This is a genomic window from Natronolimnohabitans innermongolicus JCM 12255 (assembly GCF_000337215.1).
GTDB classification, from domain to species: Archaea; Halobacteriota; Halobacteria; order Halobacteriales; family Natrialbaceae; genus Natronolimnohabitans; species Natronolimnohabitans innermongolicus.
The window spans coordinates 14688-30534 of sequence record NZ_AOHZ01000043.1 but is presented as its reverse complement, the minus strand read 5'-3'; the positions used below and the strand labels follow the sequence as shown (position 1 = coordinate 30534).

Annotated in this window: 19 protein-coding genes and 2 tRNA genes; 8 read left to right on the top strand and 13 right to left on the bottom strand. The window is 64.7% G+C overall.

Annotated features, from left to right (window positions below; genetic code table 11):
- Positions 1 to 14: 14 nt before the first annotated feature.
- From C493_RS09210 to C493_RS09195, 4 genes are read right to left on the bottom strand one after another with little or no spacing between them, the layout of a single operon-like run.
- Complete coding sequence (locus C493_RS09210) at positions 15 to 233, bottom strand: hypothetical protein (RefSeq protein ID WP_007259157.1); 219 nt, start codon at positions 231 to 233, stop codon at positions 15 to 17.
- The gene (locus tag C493_RS09205) at positions 233 to 2029 is read right to left on the bottom strand and encodes a b(o/a)3-type cytochrome-c oxidase subunit 1 (RefSeq protein ID WP_049889268.1); all 1797 of its coding nucleotides are present in this window, start codon (positions 2027 to 2029) and stop codon (positions 233 to 235) included. The genes C493_RS09210 and C493_RS09205 overlap by 1 nt, the downstream gene beginning before the upstream one ends.
- On the bottom strand, positions 2022 to 2825 hold the full coding sequence (locus C493_RS09200; RefSeq protein WP_007259155.1) for a cytochrome c oxidase subunit II: 804 nt from the start codon (positions 2823 to 2825) through the stop codon (positions 2022 to 2024). Before C493_RS09200 ends, C493_RS09205 begins: the two co-directional genes overlap by 8 nt.
- Positions 2822 to 3016, bottom strand: coding sequence for a hypothetical protein (locus C493_RS09195; protein WP_007259154.1), 195 nt, complete (start codon positions 3014 to 3016; stop codon positions 2822 to 2824). The genes C493_RS09200 and C493_RS09195 overlap by 4 nt, the downstream gene beginning before the upstream one ends.
- A 101-nt stretch (positions 3017 to 3117) precedes the next feature.
- Here C493_RS09195 and C493_RS09190 point away from each other — a divergent pair, with 101 nt between their 5' ends.
- Both C493_RS09190 and C493_RS09180 read left to right on the top strand, forming a co-directional pair.
- On the top strand, positions 3118 to 3330 hold the full coding sequence (locus tag C493_RS09190) for a hypothetical protein (protein ID WP_007259153.1): 213 nt from the start codon (positions 3118 to 3120) through the stop codon (positions 3328 to 3330).
- A gap of 175 nt (positions 3331 to 3505) precedes the next feature.
- Positions 3506 to 6046, top strand: coding sequence for a heavy metal translocating P-type ATPase (locus C493_RS09180; protein ID WP_007259151.1), 2541 nt, complete (start codon positions 3506 to 3508; stop codon positions 6044 to 6046).
- A gap of 40 nt (positions 6047 to 6086) precedes the next feature.
- On the opposite strand, the gene C493_RS09175 is transcribed toward C493_RS09180, so the two are convergent.
- Positions 6087 to 6317: a CDGSH iron-sulfur domain-containing protein gene (locus C493_RS09175; RefSeq protein ID WP_007259150.1), complete on the bottom strand. Its 231-nt coding sequence runs from the start codon at positions 6315 to 6317 to the stop codon at positions 6087 to 6089.
- A 62-nt stretch (positions 6318 to 6379) separates the two neighbouring features.
- Positions 6380 to 6943, bottom strand: a complete 564-nt coding sequence (locus C493_RS09170; RefSeq protein ID WP_152421129.1) for a hypothetical protein — start codon at positions 6941 to 6943, stop codon at positions 6380 to 6382.
- A 174-nt stretch (positions 6944 to 7117) separates the two neighbouring features.
- On the opposite strand from C493_RS09170, the gene C493_RS09165 reads away from it, so the two are divergent.
- Together C493_RS09165 and C493_RS09160 are read left to right on the top strand one after the other, a co-directional pair.
- Complete coding sequence (locus tag C493_RS09165; RefSeq protein WP_007259148.1) at positions 7118 to 7411, top strand: DUF7521 family protein; 294 nt, start codon at positions 7118 to 7120, stop codon at positions 7409 to 7411.
- 56 nt (positions 7412 to 7467) lie between these two features.
- Positions 7468 to 8115 carry a class I SAM-dependent methyltransferase gene (locus C493_RS09160; RefSeq protein ID WP_007259147.1) on the top strand — a complete coding sequence of 216 codons (648 nt, stop codon included), beginning with the start codon at positions 7468 to 7470 and terminating at the stop codon, positions 8113 to 8115.
- Positions 8116 to 8164: 49 nt separating this feature from the next.
- Here C493_RS09160 and C493_RS09155 read toward each other — a convergent pair whose 3' ends face one another.
- The 5 genes from C493_RS09155 to C493_RS09140 form a co-directional block, all read right to left on the bottom strand.
- Positions 8165 to 8851: a hypothetical protein gene (locus tag C493_RS09155; RefSeq protein ID WP_152421128.1), complete on the bottom strand. Its 687-nt coding sequence runs from the start codon at positions 8849 to 8851 to the stop codon at positions 8165 to 8167.
- Positions 8852 to 9200: 349 nt separating this feature from the next.
- Complete coding sequence (locus C493_RS09150) at positions 9201 to 9668, bottom strand: hypothetical protein (RefSeq protein ID WP_083912395.1); 468 nt, start codon at positions 9666 to 9668, stop codon at positions 9201 to 9203.
- A complete protein-coding gene (locus C493_RS22185; protein WP_152421127.1) occupies positions 9661 to 9945 on the bottom strand; it encodes an AbrB/MazE/SpoVT family DNA-binding domain-containing protein in 285 nt (94 codons plus the stop codon). Before C493_RS22185 ends, C493_RS09150 begins: the two co-directional genes overlap by 8 nt.
- Before the next feature lie 278 nt (positions 9946 to 10223).
- Positions 10224 to 10295, bottom strand: a tRNA-Thr gene (locus C493_RS09145).
- A 98-nt stretch (positions 10296 to 10393) separates the two neighbouring features.
- The gene (locus tag C493_RS09140) at positions 10394 to 11161 is read right to left on the bottom strand and encodes a DUF7114 family protein (RefSeq protein WP_007259143.1); all 768 of its coding nucleotides are present in this window, start codon (positions 11159 to 11161) and stop codon (positions 10394 to 10396) included.
- Between the two features lie 61 nt (positions 11162 to 11222).
- Between C493_RS09140 and C493_RS09135 the strand changes: the two genes are divergently transcribed.
- Together C493_RS09135 and C493_RS09130 are read left to right on the top strand one after the other, a co-directional pair.
- Complete coding sequence (locus tag C493_RS09135; protein ID WP_007259142.1) at positions 11223 to 11933, top strand: enoyl-CoA hydratase/isomerase family protein; 711 nt, start codon at positions 11223 to 11225, stop codon at positions 11931 to 11933.
- 123 nt (positions 11934 to 12056) lie between these two features.
- Positions 12057 to 12875 carry a class I SAM-dependent methyltransferase gene (locus C493_RS09130; RefSeq protein ID WP_007259141.1) on the top strand — a complete coding sequence of 273 codons (819 nt, stop codon included), beginning with the start codon at positions 12057 to 12059 and terminating at the stop codon, positions 12873 to 12875.
- Positions 12876 to 12878: 3 nt separating this feature from the next.
- On the opposite strand, the gene C493_RS09125 is transcribed toward C493_RS09130, so the two are convergent.
- Positions 12879 to 13679 carry an NAD+ synthase gene (locus tag C493_RS09125; RefSeq protein WP_007259140.1) on the bottom strand — a complete coding sequence of 267 codons (801 nt, stop codon included), beginning with the start codon at positions 13677 to 13679 and terminating at the stop codon, positions 12879 to 12881.
- Between the two features lie 133 nt (positions 13680 to 13812).
- On the opposite strand from C493_RS09125, the gene C493_RS09120 reads away from it, so the two are divergent.
- Positions 13813 to 13883, top strand: a tRNA-Gly gene (locus C493_RS09120).
- 182 nt (positions 13884 to 14065) lie between these two features.
- Positions 14066 to 14785 carry a helix-turn-helix domain-containing protein gene (locus C493_RS09115; protein WP_007259139.1) on the top strand — a complete coding sequence of 240 codons (720 nt, stop codon included), beginning with the start codon at positions 14066 to 14068 and terminating at the stop codon, positions 14783 to 14785.
- Positions 14786 to 14848: 63 nt separating this feature from the next.
- Here the strand turns inward: C493_RS09115 and C493_RS09110 are convergent, their stop codons facing one another.
- Positions 14849 to 15820 carry a transcription initiation factor IIB gene (locus C493_RS09110; RefSeq protein WP_007259138.1) on the bottom strand — a complete coding sequence of 324 codons (972 nt, stop codon included), beginning with the start codon at positions 15818 to 15820 and terminating at the stop codon, positions 14849 to 14851.
- Positions 15821 to 15847 lie beyond the last annotated feature (27 nt).

Below are 15847 nucleotides of genomic sequence, written 5' to 3'. Positions count from 1 at the left end.
GTCCCGACTCGGAGTCAGTTTCCGTTCGAAGCGCGTGTATCGGTCGATTCTCCCCCGTCCTTTTCGGGCCAGATCGCCCAGCCGACGATGATCGCGACGATCACCAGCGACAGCACGATCGACTCGAAGACCGCCAGATCGACGCCGAACCAGGCGAGGACCGTCCGGAGTTCGACGATCACCGGGGCGACGAACGCGAGGACGACGAGCAACGCTCCCTTCGAGATTCGCACTACCGGATCACCCCCAGCAGCGTCGCCTGTGCGAACTCACCGGCGCTTGCAACCGCGGCCGTCGTGTACCCCTCGAGTGCCATCGCGAGCATCGGGATCGTCTCGATGCTCACCGGGAACGGGTTGATGTCGGGGCCGAACAGGCCGCCGCGGTCGATGATGCTCAGAAGCGGGAACGTGTACGCGAAGATCACGAGGATGATCGCGATGATCGTCCAGAGCTTGAGGTTGTCGAGGACCTTCGGCGCGTCTTCGGGCCCGGAGAGCGTTTCGGCGTAGCTGTTGTCCGGAAGCGTGTCGCTGCGTCCGTTCAGCGCCGTCCCGATGACGTTGGCGAAGAACAACACGAGCGAGAGCGTCAGCAGGATACCGCCCAGTGCGATCTGTGCGTCGAGTTCCGCGACGCTGCCGACGCTCGCTTCGAACTCGAAGCCGTCGTACTGCGGTTCGGCGGTGCGGCGCGGAATGCCGAGCAAGCCGCCGCGGTGCATCGCGTTGGACATGAACGTCATCCCGAGGAACCAGAGGACGACCTGTCCGAGCGCGACCGACCGGTTCCAGAGGGCCTTGCCGGTCACCTGCGGGAGGAACCAGTAGGTGACGGCCATGAACGTCAGGGCGACGGCCGTGCCCACGGTGAGGTGGAAGTGGCCGACGACCCAGAACGTGTTGTGGACGAGGTAGTTGATGTTCATCCCGGCGTTGATCATCCCCGAGAAGCCGGCGGCGGCGAACATCAGTCCGGCCAGCGCCATCCCGGTGAAGACCGGATCGCGCCACGGGAGGGCCTTCAGCCAGCCGAAGTAGCCCTCACCGCCGCGCTGGCGGGCGCCGTGTTCCATACTGGCGACGACGGTAAACGCCGTCAGCAGGCTCGGCAACAGCAGGAACATCGTATTCGTCATCGCGATGAATTTGAACCCTTCGGCGATACCGGGGTCTAAGTACTGGTGGTGTATCCCCGTCGGCACCGAGAGGATCAGGAAGAGGACGAAGACGACCCGCGCGAGCGGATCGCTGAACAGCTTCCCGCCGGAGACCTTCGGCAGCATGATGTACCACATCATGTACGCCGGCATCAGCCAGAAGTAGACGATCGGGTGACCGAAGAACCAGAACAGCGTTCTGGTCAGCAGCGGGTTGACGGTCTCGATGAGTCCGAGCGACCACGGCAGCAAGAACAGCAGGACCGACGCGGCGACGCCCAGCGTGGCGATGTACCACATCAGCATCGTCGTCAGCACCATAAACGTCGGCAGCGGGATACGCTCGTCTGGATTCTCCTGCTTCCAGGCCCACCAGGTCCGGAACCAGTCGGCGCCGGCGAGCCAGGTACCGACGATGAACAGGACGAGCCCGATGTAAAAGAGCGGGTGCCCCTGTAGCGGCGCGTAGAACGTAAAGAGCACGTCCGCGCTCATATCGATCGAGTCGGTGAAGCCGGCCAGAATCGCAACGCCGGTCAGCGTTATCCCGATCGCCATCAGCGAGTACCAGCCCCAGGTGAATCGAATGTCTTTGACGCTCCGGTCGAGACTGGTCGTTATCGCCCAGGTGAAGATCCCGACGAGGAAGAAGATCGTAAACGAGATCACGAGGAAGACGCCGTGGGCGGTAAGGACGGTGTAGTAGTCCGTCGAGTCGATAAACCGGAAGACGTCGGTTCGGTGTAACGTCTGGATGATCCCGAACACGCCACCGAGTGCGAGCGCGAGGAATGAACTGTAAAACGCCGCTCGAACTACCTTCGCCTCGGCGGGGAAGGCATCGATGTAGGCGTTACGCGACTCACTCATCGTCGTCACCTCCGTCGTCTTCGAGTTGGTCGACGACGGTCACGGTACCGCTTTCCTCGTAGTCGTCGACGGTGACCGACCAGTCGTGGTCGCCCTCGCCGAGGTCGGCGGCGTCGACGCTGACCGTCGTCTCGTAGGTGCTGTCACCCTCGACCGTAACGTCCTCCGTGAACGTCTCGTCGCCGATCTCGGCCTCGATCGTCGTCTCGAGGTCCTCGAGTTGGCCGTTTTCGACGGCGATCTCGAGGGTAACCTCGTCGTCGTCCTCGAGTGCGACCTCGTCGTCGGCTTCGACGGAGAGTTCGGTGAGATCGAACTCGTCTTCGGGAAGCACGTGGAGTTCGCCTTCCATGTTGTGGTGGCCGGAGCCGCAGTACTCGTTACAGACGATGCCGTACTCGCCGGGTTCGTCGAACTCGGCGGTCATCGTTGCGATCTCGCCGGGGATCGCCATCGTGTTGATGTTCGTTCCAGCGACGCTGAAGCTGTGTATCACGTCTCGAGCGGTCACGTAAAACGTGACCTCGCTGTTTTCGGGAATTTCGATGGGATCGGGCTGGAACATGAACGTCCGAGCGACGACGTACGCTTCGTACTCGTTCTCGCCGACCTGCTCGACGCGTGGCTCGCCGAAGCGATCGTCCTCGCTGAGTTCGCGGGGCTCGATGGTGTCTTCCTGATCGCCGACCATCGTGATGCCCAGTGCGACCGAGCCGTACGTGATCGTCGCGATGAAGCCGACGATCAACACCATCGCCGCGATTAACCACAGCTTCTCGTACGTGTGTATGTTCATATGAGTCCCACCACCGGGACGACCGCTCCAGTCACGGTCGGATCGTTACCGAGGAATTCGACGAAGTACATGAATAGCCACAGCGCGACCAGGATTGCGAAGTACACCATGATCAACGCGAGCGTTCCGATTGGGTCGAATTCGTCGTGACCGATCTCTGTTCGTTCCACCGTATCTGTCGCCTGACCCATGTGGGCCCCTTAGGATACCCCCTGCTTAGTGGGGGTAACAGATTCCTACCTCGTAGGAACGATGGAGATAGTTATAGGTGGCCGGCTGTCAACATTCCCGTATGGAACTGGAGGACCTCTCGCCACGGCACGCGCTCATCGTCGGCTTGTTCGCGTTGCTGCCGGTGACGTGGTACGGACTCGGGAGTTCGCTGTCGGCCGGCGTCGTCTCCGCAATCAACGTTTTCATCATCCTCGCCAGTCTCTACGTTGCGTTCGGACCGATAGCGAACGCCCGCGACCACGAACACGATCGCGGCCACGAAACGTCGTGACGAACGGCACCACTGACGACGGCACCGACCGCCACGACGAATTCAGGGTACCCACCGCTGGCCGATCTGAAACGGAACCCCGCACAGAGCGCCTCGACACCGGCTCGGACAGTCCCTCGGGGGGTTCGAGCGACCAGGCGCAGCCACACCACGACCACGATCGTGACTCGAACACATGAGCGGATTTCCACCTCCTTCTGACTCCGGCGTATCAACCGGTTCCGACCGTCCGAGCGAAACTGGGCTCGGGAGCGGGACCGAAAACGCGTCAGCTGCCGACGAGTGTACCCTCTGTTCGCTGCCGACGCCGGCCGATCCCGTCACCGATCCGGATACCGACGGGACGTTCTGCTGTCTCGGCTGTTTGCAAGTGTCTCGAGCCCTCGAGGACGTCGACGACGCGGACACCGACGCCGTCAGGGATCGGCTGACCGACGAGCGCGAGTCGTCGACGCTCGACGACCACGACGGCGACGACGCGTTTCTCGCCGTCGACGGAATGCACTGTGCGACTTGCGAGGCGTTCCTCGAGACGCGAGCGACGGCCACCGACGGCGTCTACGGCGCGGAAGCGAGCTACGCGACCGATACGCTTCGAGTGGCCTACGATCCGGAGATGGTCGACGACGACGAACTCCCCGACATCGTCTCGGGCTACGGATACCAGGCCCGCGACCGGGATACCGGTCGCGGCGAGGACCACCGCGACAACGCGCTCGTGAAGTTTCTGATCGGTGGCGGCCTGTTCGGGATGATGGTGATGGTGTGGTACGCGGTCTTTCTGTACCCGACGTACTTCGGCTACGAGCCGCTCGCGGATTTCGGTAGCTACGACGGCTACTATCTGGCCGTCAACATCTGGCTGATGACGTCGTTCGTTCTTTTTTACACCGGGTGGCCCATCCTGCGGGGCGCGTTCGTCAGCCTCAGAGCGGGGATGCCGAACATGGATCTACTCGTCTCGCTCGCCGCGCTCGGCGCGTACGCCTACAGTACGCTCGCGATGGTCCTCGGCCGGACGGACCTCTACTTCGACGTGTCGGTTGCGATCATCCTCGCGGTCACGGCGGGGACGTACTACGAGGGGCTGATCAAGCGTCGCGCCGCCGGCCTGCTCTCCGATCTCACGGAGTCGCAGGTCGACGAGGCGCGCCTCGCAAACGGCGGCGAGACGGTCCCCCTCGAGTCGGTCGACCCGGGCGACGAGTTGCTCGTTCGTCCGGGCGAGCGCGTGCCGCTCGATGGGACGGTCAGCGACGGCCGGGCGGCCGTCGACGAATCGCTGATCACCGGGGAATCCCTGCCTGTCCAGAAAGGACCGGACGATCCCGTCCGAGGTGGCACCGTCGTCACCGACGCCCCGCTGGTCGTCACCGTCGGCGAGGACGCCGAAAGCACGCACGACCGGCTCGTCTCCCTCCTCTGGTCGATCCAGAGCGCTCGTCCGGGCGTCCAGCGCCTCGCCGACAAGCTTGCGACGGTCTTCGTCCCGCTGGTCGTCGTACTCGCCGCGGCCGTAACCGCGATCATGATCGCGACGGGCTCGAGCCTCTCGTCGGCGTTTCTGGTCGGGCTAACCGTCGTGATCGTCTCCTGTCCCTGCGCGCTCGGCCTGGCGACGCCGCTGGCGATCGCCTCGGGCGTCCAGAGCGCGGCCAAACGCGGCATCGTCGTCGCCGCGGAGACGATCTTCGAGGACGCGCCGGACGTCGATATCGTCGTCCTCGACAAGACGGGGACGCTGACCGAGGGGACCATGTCGGTCGAAGCGATCCACCTCTCCGACGACTCCGAAACGGACGCGGACGACGAGCGGCGACTCCTCGAGCGCGCCGCGGCCGTCGAATCGCTCTCCGAGCACCCGATCGGTGCCGCGATCGTCGATGCGGCCGCCGGGTCGGCGTCGGCCGACGGCGACCGCGAACACATCGACGGCGATGACGACGAGGACCGCGATCGCACCGACGGATTCGAACTCCCCGTCACCGCTGACACCGACAGCTTCGAGCGCCACGTCCGGGGCGTCAGCGGCGTCGTCGACGGTCAGCGCGTCGTCGTCGGCCATCCCGAACTGTGTCGTGAACAGGGCTGTGCGATTCCGCCGGTGCTCGAGTCACGAATCGAGCGCGTTCGCGACGCCGGCGACGTCCCGGTCGTCGTCGGCTGGGGCGGCCGCGCCAGGGGCGTGATCGTCGTCGGCGACGCTCCCCGCGAGGGGTGGCACGACGCCGTCGCGTCGCTCGCCGACGGCCGCGAGGTCGTCGTCCTGACCGGCGACGAGGGAGCGGCGGCGGATCGCTTCCGCGCCGTCGACGGTGTCAGCGAGGTCTTCGCGGGCGTCCCGCCAGAGGCGAAAGCCGAGACCGTTCGTCGGCTCCGCGCTCGCGGCACCGTCGCGATGGTCGGCGACGGGAGCAACGACGCGCCGGCGCTCGCCGCCGCCGACGTCGGCGTCGCACTCGGAAGCGGCACCGAACTTGCGACCGACGCCGCCGACGCCGTGATCGTCGGCGACGACCTCGAGTCGGTCGCCGAGACGTTCGACGTCGCGACCGCGACTCACCGGCGGATCCGCCAGAATCTCGGCTGGGCGTTCGTCTACAACGCGGTCGCGATCCCGCTGGCGATCACCGGGCTGTTGAATCCGCTGTTCGCGGCCGTCGCGATGGCGGCCAGTAGCTTCCTCGTCGTGGTCAACTCCTCGCGGTCGCTCTGAATTCGGTCGCTGAACCCGGCCCCGAGACACGACGCCCGCCTCACTCCTCGTCGCGAGTCTCCACCTGATCGACCACCCGCCGTTCGCCGTCTTCGTACACGTAGGTGGTCTCCGCGTCTTCGTCTCGAGTCCGTCGGTGACTGCCGTCACAGAACGGAAACGACTCGGAGAGCCCGCACTGACAGACGGCCACGTCGCCTTTCTCGTCGTCGATATCCGACGGGTCCAGTTTTCGCGGCCCCCTCTCCTCGAGTTCGACCAGTCGCGTCATTGGCGTCGGTTCGACGTGGCCGCGGAAAAAGCGTCCGTTCGGTTCGATCGCGATGCGATCGGTTAGCGCTGGCTCAGGTAGCCGCCGATCGCTCCCAGCACGATCGGGAACGCGAGACCGGCAAGAAGCACGGCGCTTCCGGTGGCCGGTCCGGCCGTGAACGTGGCGTCGAACACGTCCTCGCTCACCTCGAACAGCGTGGTGCCGACGAGGACGAGCGGGAGATATCCGACGACGACCGAGGCGCCGACTTTCAGCCCGTCTTCGGCGGTCGTCTCGTTGTCGCTCGCGCCTCGGGCGACGAGGTAGCCGGCGCCGACGAGCAGGCAAACCGGGACGAGCGTATACGCGAGTTCGGGGAAATCCGGCCCCATCTCCGAGAGCATCGTGATGGTTTCCGTCGTACTCCCGTCCGAGAGCTCCGTATCCACGAACTGTGCGTTATAAAAGACCATTCCGACCGTCTCGAGCAGGTAGTCCTCCCCCTCGAGTTCGATCGCCGAATCGACCAGTAAGAGAACGAACGTCAGCACGTATCCGGCTACGAATGCAACGCCGCCGTAAAGCGCTCCTCGTACGGGATCGATTGCGTCCAGTACACCCGTTGACTCGCCTCGAGTTGCCATACCGCTGAAACCGAACGTCGGTTCAGTAAATCTACTGGCCAAATCCCCAGACACTACCGGTTCCACCGATTCAGTGCGGGTTTTCGGCGTGGTGGTAATTCGCCCTTGGTGGCCGATTTCGTCGTGAACGCAAGCTACTTGACTGCTGTTCGTAATTTCGATGTACGAACCAGCATGACTTTCCACGACGCAGGGGCCTCGATCGCGATTGCACTCGCCGTCGTCAAGACGCTCATCCTGCTCGTGGGCAGCCTCATCACGTACTTCGCGTTCAAGGCCTACCGGCGGACGCGCCAGCGCGCGCTCGGGTTGCTCGCGCTCGGCTTCGGCCTCGTCACGCTCGGACTCGTCCTCGCCGGTCTGCTCTACGAACTGCTAAACGTCTCGTTGATGATGGGTGTTCTACTCGAGAGCGTCCTCATGCTCGTCGGCTTCATCATCATCGCGTACTCGCTGTACGTGACCTGAGGTAGCGGGCCAGGCTGGGGGACTAAGCGACTGGTCCCCGAACGAACCGGTACGCGATGACTGGCGACTCCCCTCGAGTTCGAGGTCTGGCGGACGGCCTCGCCCCGGTTTTGCAGACGCTCGTCGACGAGTGCCCGCCCGGCCGCGCCCTCGACGTCGCGACCGGCACCGGCCGAAACGCCCTCGCGCTGGCCGCCCGGGGCTGGACCGTCGACGCCGTCGACATTTCGCGGGCCCAACTCGAGCGCGCTCGAGCGCGCGAACGCAATCGCGTGCAGTCGACGGCCGATCGAGCTGCGGGCGCTCCCGGCACCGATATCAACGCCGACACCGACACTGGCACCTGCAACTGGATCCTCGCCGACGCCGACAGGTACTGCGTTCCCGAACGGCAGTACGACCTCGTGACGGTGAGTTTCTTCGACGCTCGAAACTGTCTGTCGGCGCTGATCGACGCGCTCGCTCCCGGCGGCTGTCTCTGGGTCGAACACTACCTCGAGTCGCCGGCCGACGAATCCGTCCCGGCCGATCGGTTTCGACTCGAGCCGAACGAACTGCTGGCGGCGTGTTCGGAACTGACGGTCATCCACTACACCGAGCGGCGGGTGGACGGCGAACCCCGCGTGGGGTTACTGGCACGGAACGAACGGGACAGTTCTCGGTGGCGACCCGAACTCGCGCGCTCGGACCTCGACGGGCCGTAACCCCTCCGCGGGCCGCCAGTGCTGTCGCCTCGCAGTTCTCGCAGTTCGGTCAGTTTTCGGTTTTCGTCGACGACTCCTCGTCCGAGTCGGTGCCCCCGGCGACGTTTCCACTGTCGCCTCGAGGCGGTGCCTCTTCGGCCATCGGTTCGGGATCGGTTCCCTCGCTGGCCGGATACGCCTGCGTCGGATCCGGTCCCGTCGCCTCGCCGGTTTCGTCGGCCGTTGCGGCTTCCGAGAGATCGACCGTAACGGACTCCTCGTCCGCCCGCGGACTCGAGTCTGAGCGGCGCGGATCGTCCGCGTCCGTCCCCTCGAGCGGTGCGGTCGCCGCCGTGCTCTCCTCCCGGTCAGTTGTGAACCGAACGTCGCCCTCGCTCGACGCGTCGTCCGTCCCGACGAACTCGATCGCCGACCCGGCGCTTTCGTCCTTGCTCCCCGCCGTCTCCACCTCGCCGTGCGGGACGTTCGAACTCGAGTCCGGATCCATCCGCCGCTGTCGGCGACCGAACGCGAGCAGCGCGGCTCCGGCGACGGCGTCGAAGCCGGCTCGAGCGCGGTCGCGACGCGCCGTTCGAACCGCATCCAACAGTAAAGCGGCGCCGGCGATCGTCGCCAGCGTTCCACCGCGAGCGAACTCGGCGACGGTCGACGGGATCGAACGCGACGTCTCTCGAGTCCGATCGTCGGCTCTGGACATCGCTTCGCGGCCGGTCTGAGTCGTGTCCTTGGAAGTCATCGTGATCACTCGCTATCCGCTTTGGCTTCGTCCGGGATTTTCGTCCGTCACGGTTGAATCCCTACCACGCTACTGCCACCATTCGGATCGGTCGGCGCGAGGGATCGTCTCGAGTCGCTGCCGCGTTCTCGTCGACACTGAACGCGTGATCGGGACCTGTGGCGTCGCTCACCGGTGAAACGTCTCGAGACGAAAAATCGAAGAAGCCTAGATCGGGATTGCGTATCGATTTTGTGAGAGCTGTGTCAGGACCACCGACTGTCCAAGTAGTAAGATCTGGCAGGAGAGAAAGAACGGAGCTTACCAGTAGTTGGTGATTCGGTTTCGTTATCCAGTATGGCGAGCGAGATCAGTTTCCAAGAAACCGGTTCAGTTCGCTAAATTCGTCGGGTGAGAGAATAACCTCGGTGTCGAACTCGTCAAACCGTTCGAAGTCGTCGTCGATCGTCAACACAGTGTTCACTCTTTCGTCGATTGCTACCTGAGCGTAGTACCCGTCCCATCCGTTAACATTTGCTTCACTCGACCGTGAAAACCCACCTCGAACGACGTCGTCGGGCATTCTGTCGTACCAATGGATGCGTTTTGCGTCCATGAAATTTTGCAGCAACCTGGACGCATCTGTGTTTGACTGTCCGTAGTACGTCGTCAGAACAGTATGTGCGCCGAATAGCGCAGGATATGGCACAACGGCATCGATCTCACCAGCAATGGCATCTCGGACGTAGGAGAGTGCGGCATCACGAACCGGCGTTTCCGTATGTGCGAGAGCAATTACCCCAACGTCGAAAAGATATGGACCGCTAGCGTCACTCATCGCTGTCTTTCTTTGCTCCTCTTCGAACAGCAGCCCGGTGTTTCTGGGCAATCGGATCGACTTCTCCGTTAACCGGGGTCGTCTCCCCGCGGTTTGAAGCCGTTTCCGCAACGAGATGGTCCATCCGTTCGATAATCTGTTCGGGGCTGTCTTCAGGTTCAACGACCGCCTTTCCGCCCTCTTCATGGATCTCTACTTCCGTCCCGGGTGTGATTCCGAGACGCTCTCGGACCTCCTGCGGGAGAACGACTCGCCCTTTTGAATCCACTTTCACCATGGTCCCACTTTTGGTGGGAACGGCTATAACAATTGTGATCAGACTACTGCTTTCATTCCACATTGACAAAGCACGGACTTCCCGCGTATCACAATCTAGTCGGCTGAAGATCATTTAAAAATGCTTCCCGGCGTGAAGTGGTCGCTCGCGCGGGTATCCTTCGGCATCTGCATCTCCGGTAAAATTGCCCTTGAAACGGATGTCCTTCTCACTGGAAATGGCCTGAAAACTATGATGGAGCGGCGCTGCACAGGAATTACAGTCTGCAGCAAAAAGCAAGCCTAGGCCGGGATTTGAACCCGGGCTCTCGTCCTTACCAAGGACGCGCTTTACCGCTAAGCTACCCAGGCGCGCACTTGTTCGTTGTCTCGAGTCGTCTTTAGGGCTTTCGATTCGCCGGCGGGCGTGGGGTGGTCTGTCGGACCACCGAGTAGCGCACCGAATCGGGTCAGGAATCGGTCGCCGACGTGGCTCGATCGGTCGTCGGGTCGTCGAGTGATTGCTCGGTCGGCGTCGGCTCGAGGTCGCCGAGACAGTCCGCGGCCGGCGGGAACGAGGTGCCGACGCGGTCGGCGAGGTCGTCGGCGGTCGTGAGCAACCGCTGGGTCGGCGTCTCGTCGACGGCGGCGGCGCCGGTGAGGACGGCGAGCTCGAGGATGTGGTGTTCGAGCGTCGCGTCGAGCGCGTCGGGATCGGTCGGGTCGCCGTCGGCGTCTTCCGGTCGGTCGATCGCACTACGGTTGTCGCCGTCGCCGACTCCACCCGAGACGGCATCCTCGCTCAGTTCGTCTCGGTGGGTCTGGTTGCGCCCGAACGCCTGTACCGTTCGCACCGCTTTGCCGGCGGCGTCGGTCCGGGCGAGCAGGTAGAAGCCGCGCGCAACCAGGATATCCGCAGCGAGGATCTCGAGATCGCCGAGTTCGGCGTCGACGTCGTCGGCGCTCGTCCAGGGCTCGTCGTGGGCCAGCGAGCGAGTCAGTCGGAGTCCTTCGTAGATAAGCTGTACGCCGGCTGCCTGCGTGGCGAGTTCGTCGGCTTCGGTCTCGAGACCGACCCGACCGTCGGTCGCCGTCGCAGCAGCGCTCTCGAGGGTCAGGACGCCGGGGACCATTGACGCGTCCGCGAGGGTGGCCTCGATGCGATCGTGTAGTTCGGCGGGCTCCACGTCCGCAACGGCCTCGGCGGCGGCACGCCGACAGCTGTCGGCTCGATCCATTGGGAGAGCCTTACGACGGCGGAGCCAAAGACCTTTGGAAACGTCGGGTAGACTCGGTAACATGATCGATGTGACCGTCGCAGCCGACGCCCCGATTCGCACCGTGACGCTCGACCGCCCCGACGCCCGAAACGCGCTGACCGTCGACGGCCTCGAGGCCCTCGAGACCGCCATCGACGACGCCGACGAACCGGTGATCTACCTCCGGGGCAGCGGCGGCGCCTTCTCCGCGGGCGCGGATCTCGAGGCGGTCGGCGACCTCGACGGCGACCGGGAACGGGCCGCCGAGTTCGCCCGGCTGGGCCAGGGGGTCGCGCGAACGATCGAGGACTCGTCGGCGGTGGTCGTCGCCGGCATCGACGGCCCCGCACGCGGCGGCGGCCTCGAGCTCGCGCTGGCCTGTGACGTCCGCGTCGGGACGCCCGACTCGACGTACGGCGAGCCCGGCGTCACGTTCGGGCTGTTCGGCGCCTGGGGCGGGACCGTTCGGCTGCCGCGCGTGCTGGGCGAGGGGGACGCCCTCGAACTCGCGCTCTCGGGGCGGACCGTCGGCGCCGAGGAGGCGCTGCGGATGGGGCTCATCTCCCGGCTCGAGGACGAACCGCGGACGGTCGCCGAGGAGATCGCCGCCAACGCCCCCGACGCGCTCGCGGCCCTGAAGGCGCGGATCCGCGACGACGGCGACCGCGCGACGAAAGAGCGCCGCGAGGCACAGGCCTTCGGCCGGCTCGTCGAGGCCCACGCCGACGACGTCGATACCGTCCTCGAGTGAGCGGCCGTCGACGCGTCGATGGGAGTGACTCGAGAATGGGAACGAAAGGAGGACCTGCAATCGGTCTCGGACGACGCGGTGTTTTCCCCGTCATTCAATTGTGTGCGGCTGTACCACGTCTCAATGACCGACGCGGAAATTCCCGATATCGATACCGACACTACCGAGTGGGACTCCGACAGCTACGACGGGAGCCACTCGTTCGTCTACGAGTACGGCGCCGACGTCCTCGACCTCCTCGATCCCGAGGCCGGCGAGCGGATCCTCGACCTCGGCTGCGGTACCGGGCACCTGACCCAGCAGATCGCCGAGCGCGGCGCCGACGTGGTCGGCGTCGATCGATCCGCGGCGATGCTCGAGCGAGCCCGGGCGACCTATCCGGAACGCGAGTTCGTTCGCGCGGACGCGCGAACGCTCGCACTCGTGGACTCGTTCGACGCGGTGTTCTCGAACGCCGCCCTCCACTGGATTCGTGACCGCGACCAGGACGCAGCCCTCGAGTCGATCGCCGACGCCCTGGAACCCGGCGGCCGACTCGTCGCCGAACTCGGCGGGACCGGCAACGTCGACGCCATCGTCGCCGCGGTCCGCGCCGAACTGGCGGCTCGCGGCTACGCGGTCGACGTCCCGTGGTACTTCCCGAGCGTCGGCGAGTACGCGAGCCGCCTCGAGTCCTGTGGCTTCGAGGTCCGGTATGCCCGACTGTTCGACCGGCCGACGGAACTCGAGGACGGCGAGAACGGGCTGGCGGCCTGGCTCGAGCTGTTCGGGGAGGAACTGTTCGCATCGGTTCCCGAGGACGAACGCGAAGCGGTCGTCGAGGCGGTCGAGGATCGGCTCCGGGAGAAACTGTTCGACGACGGAACGTGGACTGCAGACTACAGACGGCTGCGGGTCGTCGCGGTGATCCCGAGCGTGAACGGGTCGGACGAGACCGTGTGAAACTCAATTCAACGGATCCGGGCCCGGCGGCACGCGACGTTTGTGCTCGCTGCGCTCGTACATCCGACGGACCGTCTCGACCGTCTCCTCGTCGACGCCGAGTTCGCGCGCGGTCGCGGCCGTCGACAGCGGGCCGTCGACGTGACTCGCGAGAATCGAGTCGAGCGTCTCGTAGGTCATTCCCATCTCGTCCTCGTCGGTCTGGTCGTCCCACAGCTCCGCCGTCGGCGTTTTGTCAGCCAGATCGTCCGGAACGCCGATGTGGCGGGCGAGCTGGCGCACCTGTGCCTTGTAGAGGTTCCCGATCGGGTGGCAGTCGACGGCGCCGTCGCCGTACTTCGTGAAGTAGCCGACGGCGGCCTCGCTGCGGTTGCCCGTGCCGACGACCAGTCGGCTCTCGTGGTTCGCGACGAGGTAGTTCAACACGCCGCGGACTCGAGCGCGGGCGTTACCGACGGCCTCGCGGTCGCCCTCCGCCTCGGGGTAGGCCGAGAGCAAGGCGTTGACAACGGGCTCGACTTCGATAACGTCGTAGCCGATCTCGAGGTCACGTGCGACGCGTTCGGCGTCGCTCATGTTCTCGTCGCTGCTGACTGTCGCCGGAAGGACGAGCCCGTGGACGTTCTCGGCGCCGAGAGCGTCGACACAGAGGTAGGCCGTGATCGTGCTATCGATCCCACCCGAGAGCCCGAGGACGACGCCGTCGACCCCAGCGGCGTCGACCTGATCGCGAATGAACGCGGTGATGTGTTCGCGTCGCTGTTCCAGTTCCGCCTCCGAGAAGCGAAGGTCGAGCGTGGACATGGATCGCAGTACGGGCGGACGATCCTAATAGACTCCCCTCGCAGCCGAAAAGTGGACGCGCGTCAGGTTCCGATTGCACCGGCTGGCGGGGGAGCGCTACGTTGAAGTGTGACCGGTCGGTACGTTCGGGTGCGCGCCGATGGTCCAGTGGTAGGACTCGAGCTTCCCAAGCTCGCGGCCCGGGTTCAATTCCCGGTCGGCGCATCCTTCTGGTCGCCTTCACGTCGCGAAGCGGGTGTTGAGCCGAGTGAAACAGGGTATTTTCGTGCACTCTGGATCGAAACCGACACCGTTCCGTCCGCCCGTCTACTGATTACTGATAGCCATGATAAGTGCTTACAACTGCCACGGGAATTCGTATCCCTCGGCCCCCGGTTCGTCTAGTCGTGACCGCACCAACGGATACCGCAGCCGAACCGTCGGTCGTCGAGGTCGAGTTCGTGGTGACAAACGAGGCGTATCCGTTGGTCGCCCTCTCGTCCGAAACCGGCTGTACGGCGGAGCTCGTCCAGATACTGCCCCGGAGCGAAGACACGTATACGGTGTTTCACCGAATCAGCGGCGCGTCACCGGAGCGAATCGCCGACTTCGCTCGCTCTTACGACGGCGTCGAGGCTCGAGTAGTCAGCGACGGCGCGGAGAGCGCGGTCGTCGAATTCCGAATCAGCGGCGACGGCAAGTTCTTCACCATCTGTCTGACCGACGCCGGCGCGATCCCGACCCAGCTAGCGAGCGAGGACGGCGTCGCCCGCATCGTCGCCGAGATCCCCGCGGCCTACTCTGCATCCGAGGTCATCGAGCGGTTCCAGGACGAGTATCCGACGATGGAGATCATCGCTCGACGACAGAAGGAGTACCCAGGCCCGCTCTTCCAGCGGCGGGACCTCTCGGACGCGGTCGAAACGTTGCTCACCCCGCGTCAGCGGGAGGTGCTCCTGTTCGCCTACGCGAACGGCTACTACGACTGGCCGCGAGGGAAAACCGGTGAGGAACTCGCGGCCGAACTCGACGTCACGCACGCGACGTTCTCGGAGCACCTGCGCAAGGCCGAAGCGAAGGTCCTCTCGATGGTCTTCGGAGCCGAGTCGGAATCGACCGTCCAGTGAAACAGCGATCGTCGTTGCGAGCTTGCGATTCAGGACGCGCTCGAGAGCGCCGCGCTCGGCGTCCTAGCCGTGAATGCCCATCGCTTCGATCTGCTCTTGGTACCGGTTCCGGATGGTGACTTCGGTCACCTGGGCGACGTCGGCGACCTCGCGCTGGGTCTTCTTCTCGTTACAGAGCAGCGACGCGGCGTAGATCGCGGCCGCGGCGTAGCCCGTCGGTGACTTTCCGGACAGGAGCCCCTTCTCGGTCGTCGTGTCGATGATCTCGTTGGCTTTCGCCGTCACCTCTTCGGAGAGTTCGAGGTCCGAACAGAACCGCGGGACGTACTTCTTCGGGTCGACGGGGGCCATCTCGAGGCCGAGTTCCTGGGCGACGTACCGATAGGTGCGGCCGATCTCCTTTCGCTCGACGCGTGAGACGGTCGCGACCTCCTCGAGCGACCGCGGAATGCCTTCCATCCGACAGGCGGCGTAGAGGGTGCTGGTGGCCACGCCCTCGATCGATCGGCCGCGGATGAGGTCCTCGTCTAATGCGCGTCGGTAGATGACGCAGGCGACCTCTCGAACGGAGCGGGGAATCGCCAGCGAGGAGGCCATCCGGTCGATCTCGGAGAGCGCGAACTGGAGGTTTCGCTCGCCGGCGTCTTTGGTCCGGATGCGCTCTTGCCACTTGCGCAGGCGGCGCATCTGGCTGCGTTTGTCGGACGAAATCGAGCGCCCGTAGGCGTCCTGGTTCTTCCAGTCGATGGAAGTCGTCAGCCCCTTGTCGTGCATCGTCTGGGTCGTCGGCGCGCCGACGCGGGACTTGTTCTGGCGCTCGGAGTGGTTGAACGCGCGCCACTCGGGGCCGCGGTCGATGTTCGATCCCTCGACGATCAGCCCACACTCGTCGCAGACGAGTTCGCCCTGATCCTGACTCTTGACCAGCGTTCCGCTCTCGCACTCTTCACACGCCCGCTCGTGTGTCGATTGGTCTTGCTCCGTTGATTCGGTCGACTCGAGATCACGCTGGCGTTGGCGGGCTGGACTCGTCATTTCGACTAGAGTCTGGGGCTCGAGCCT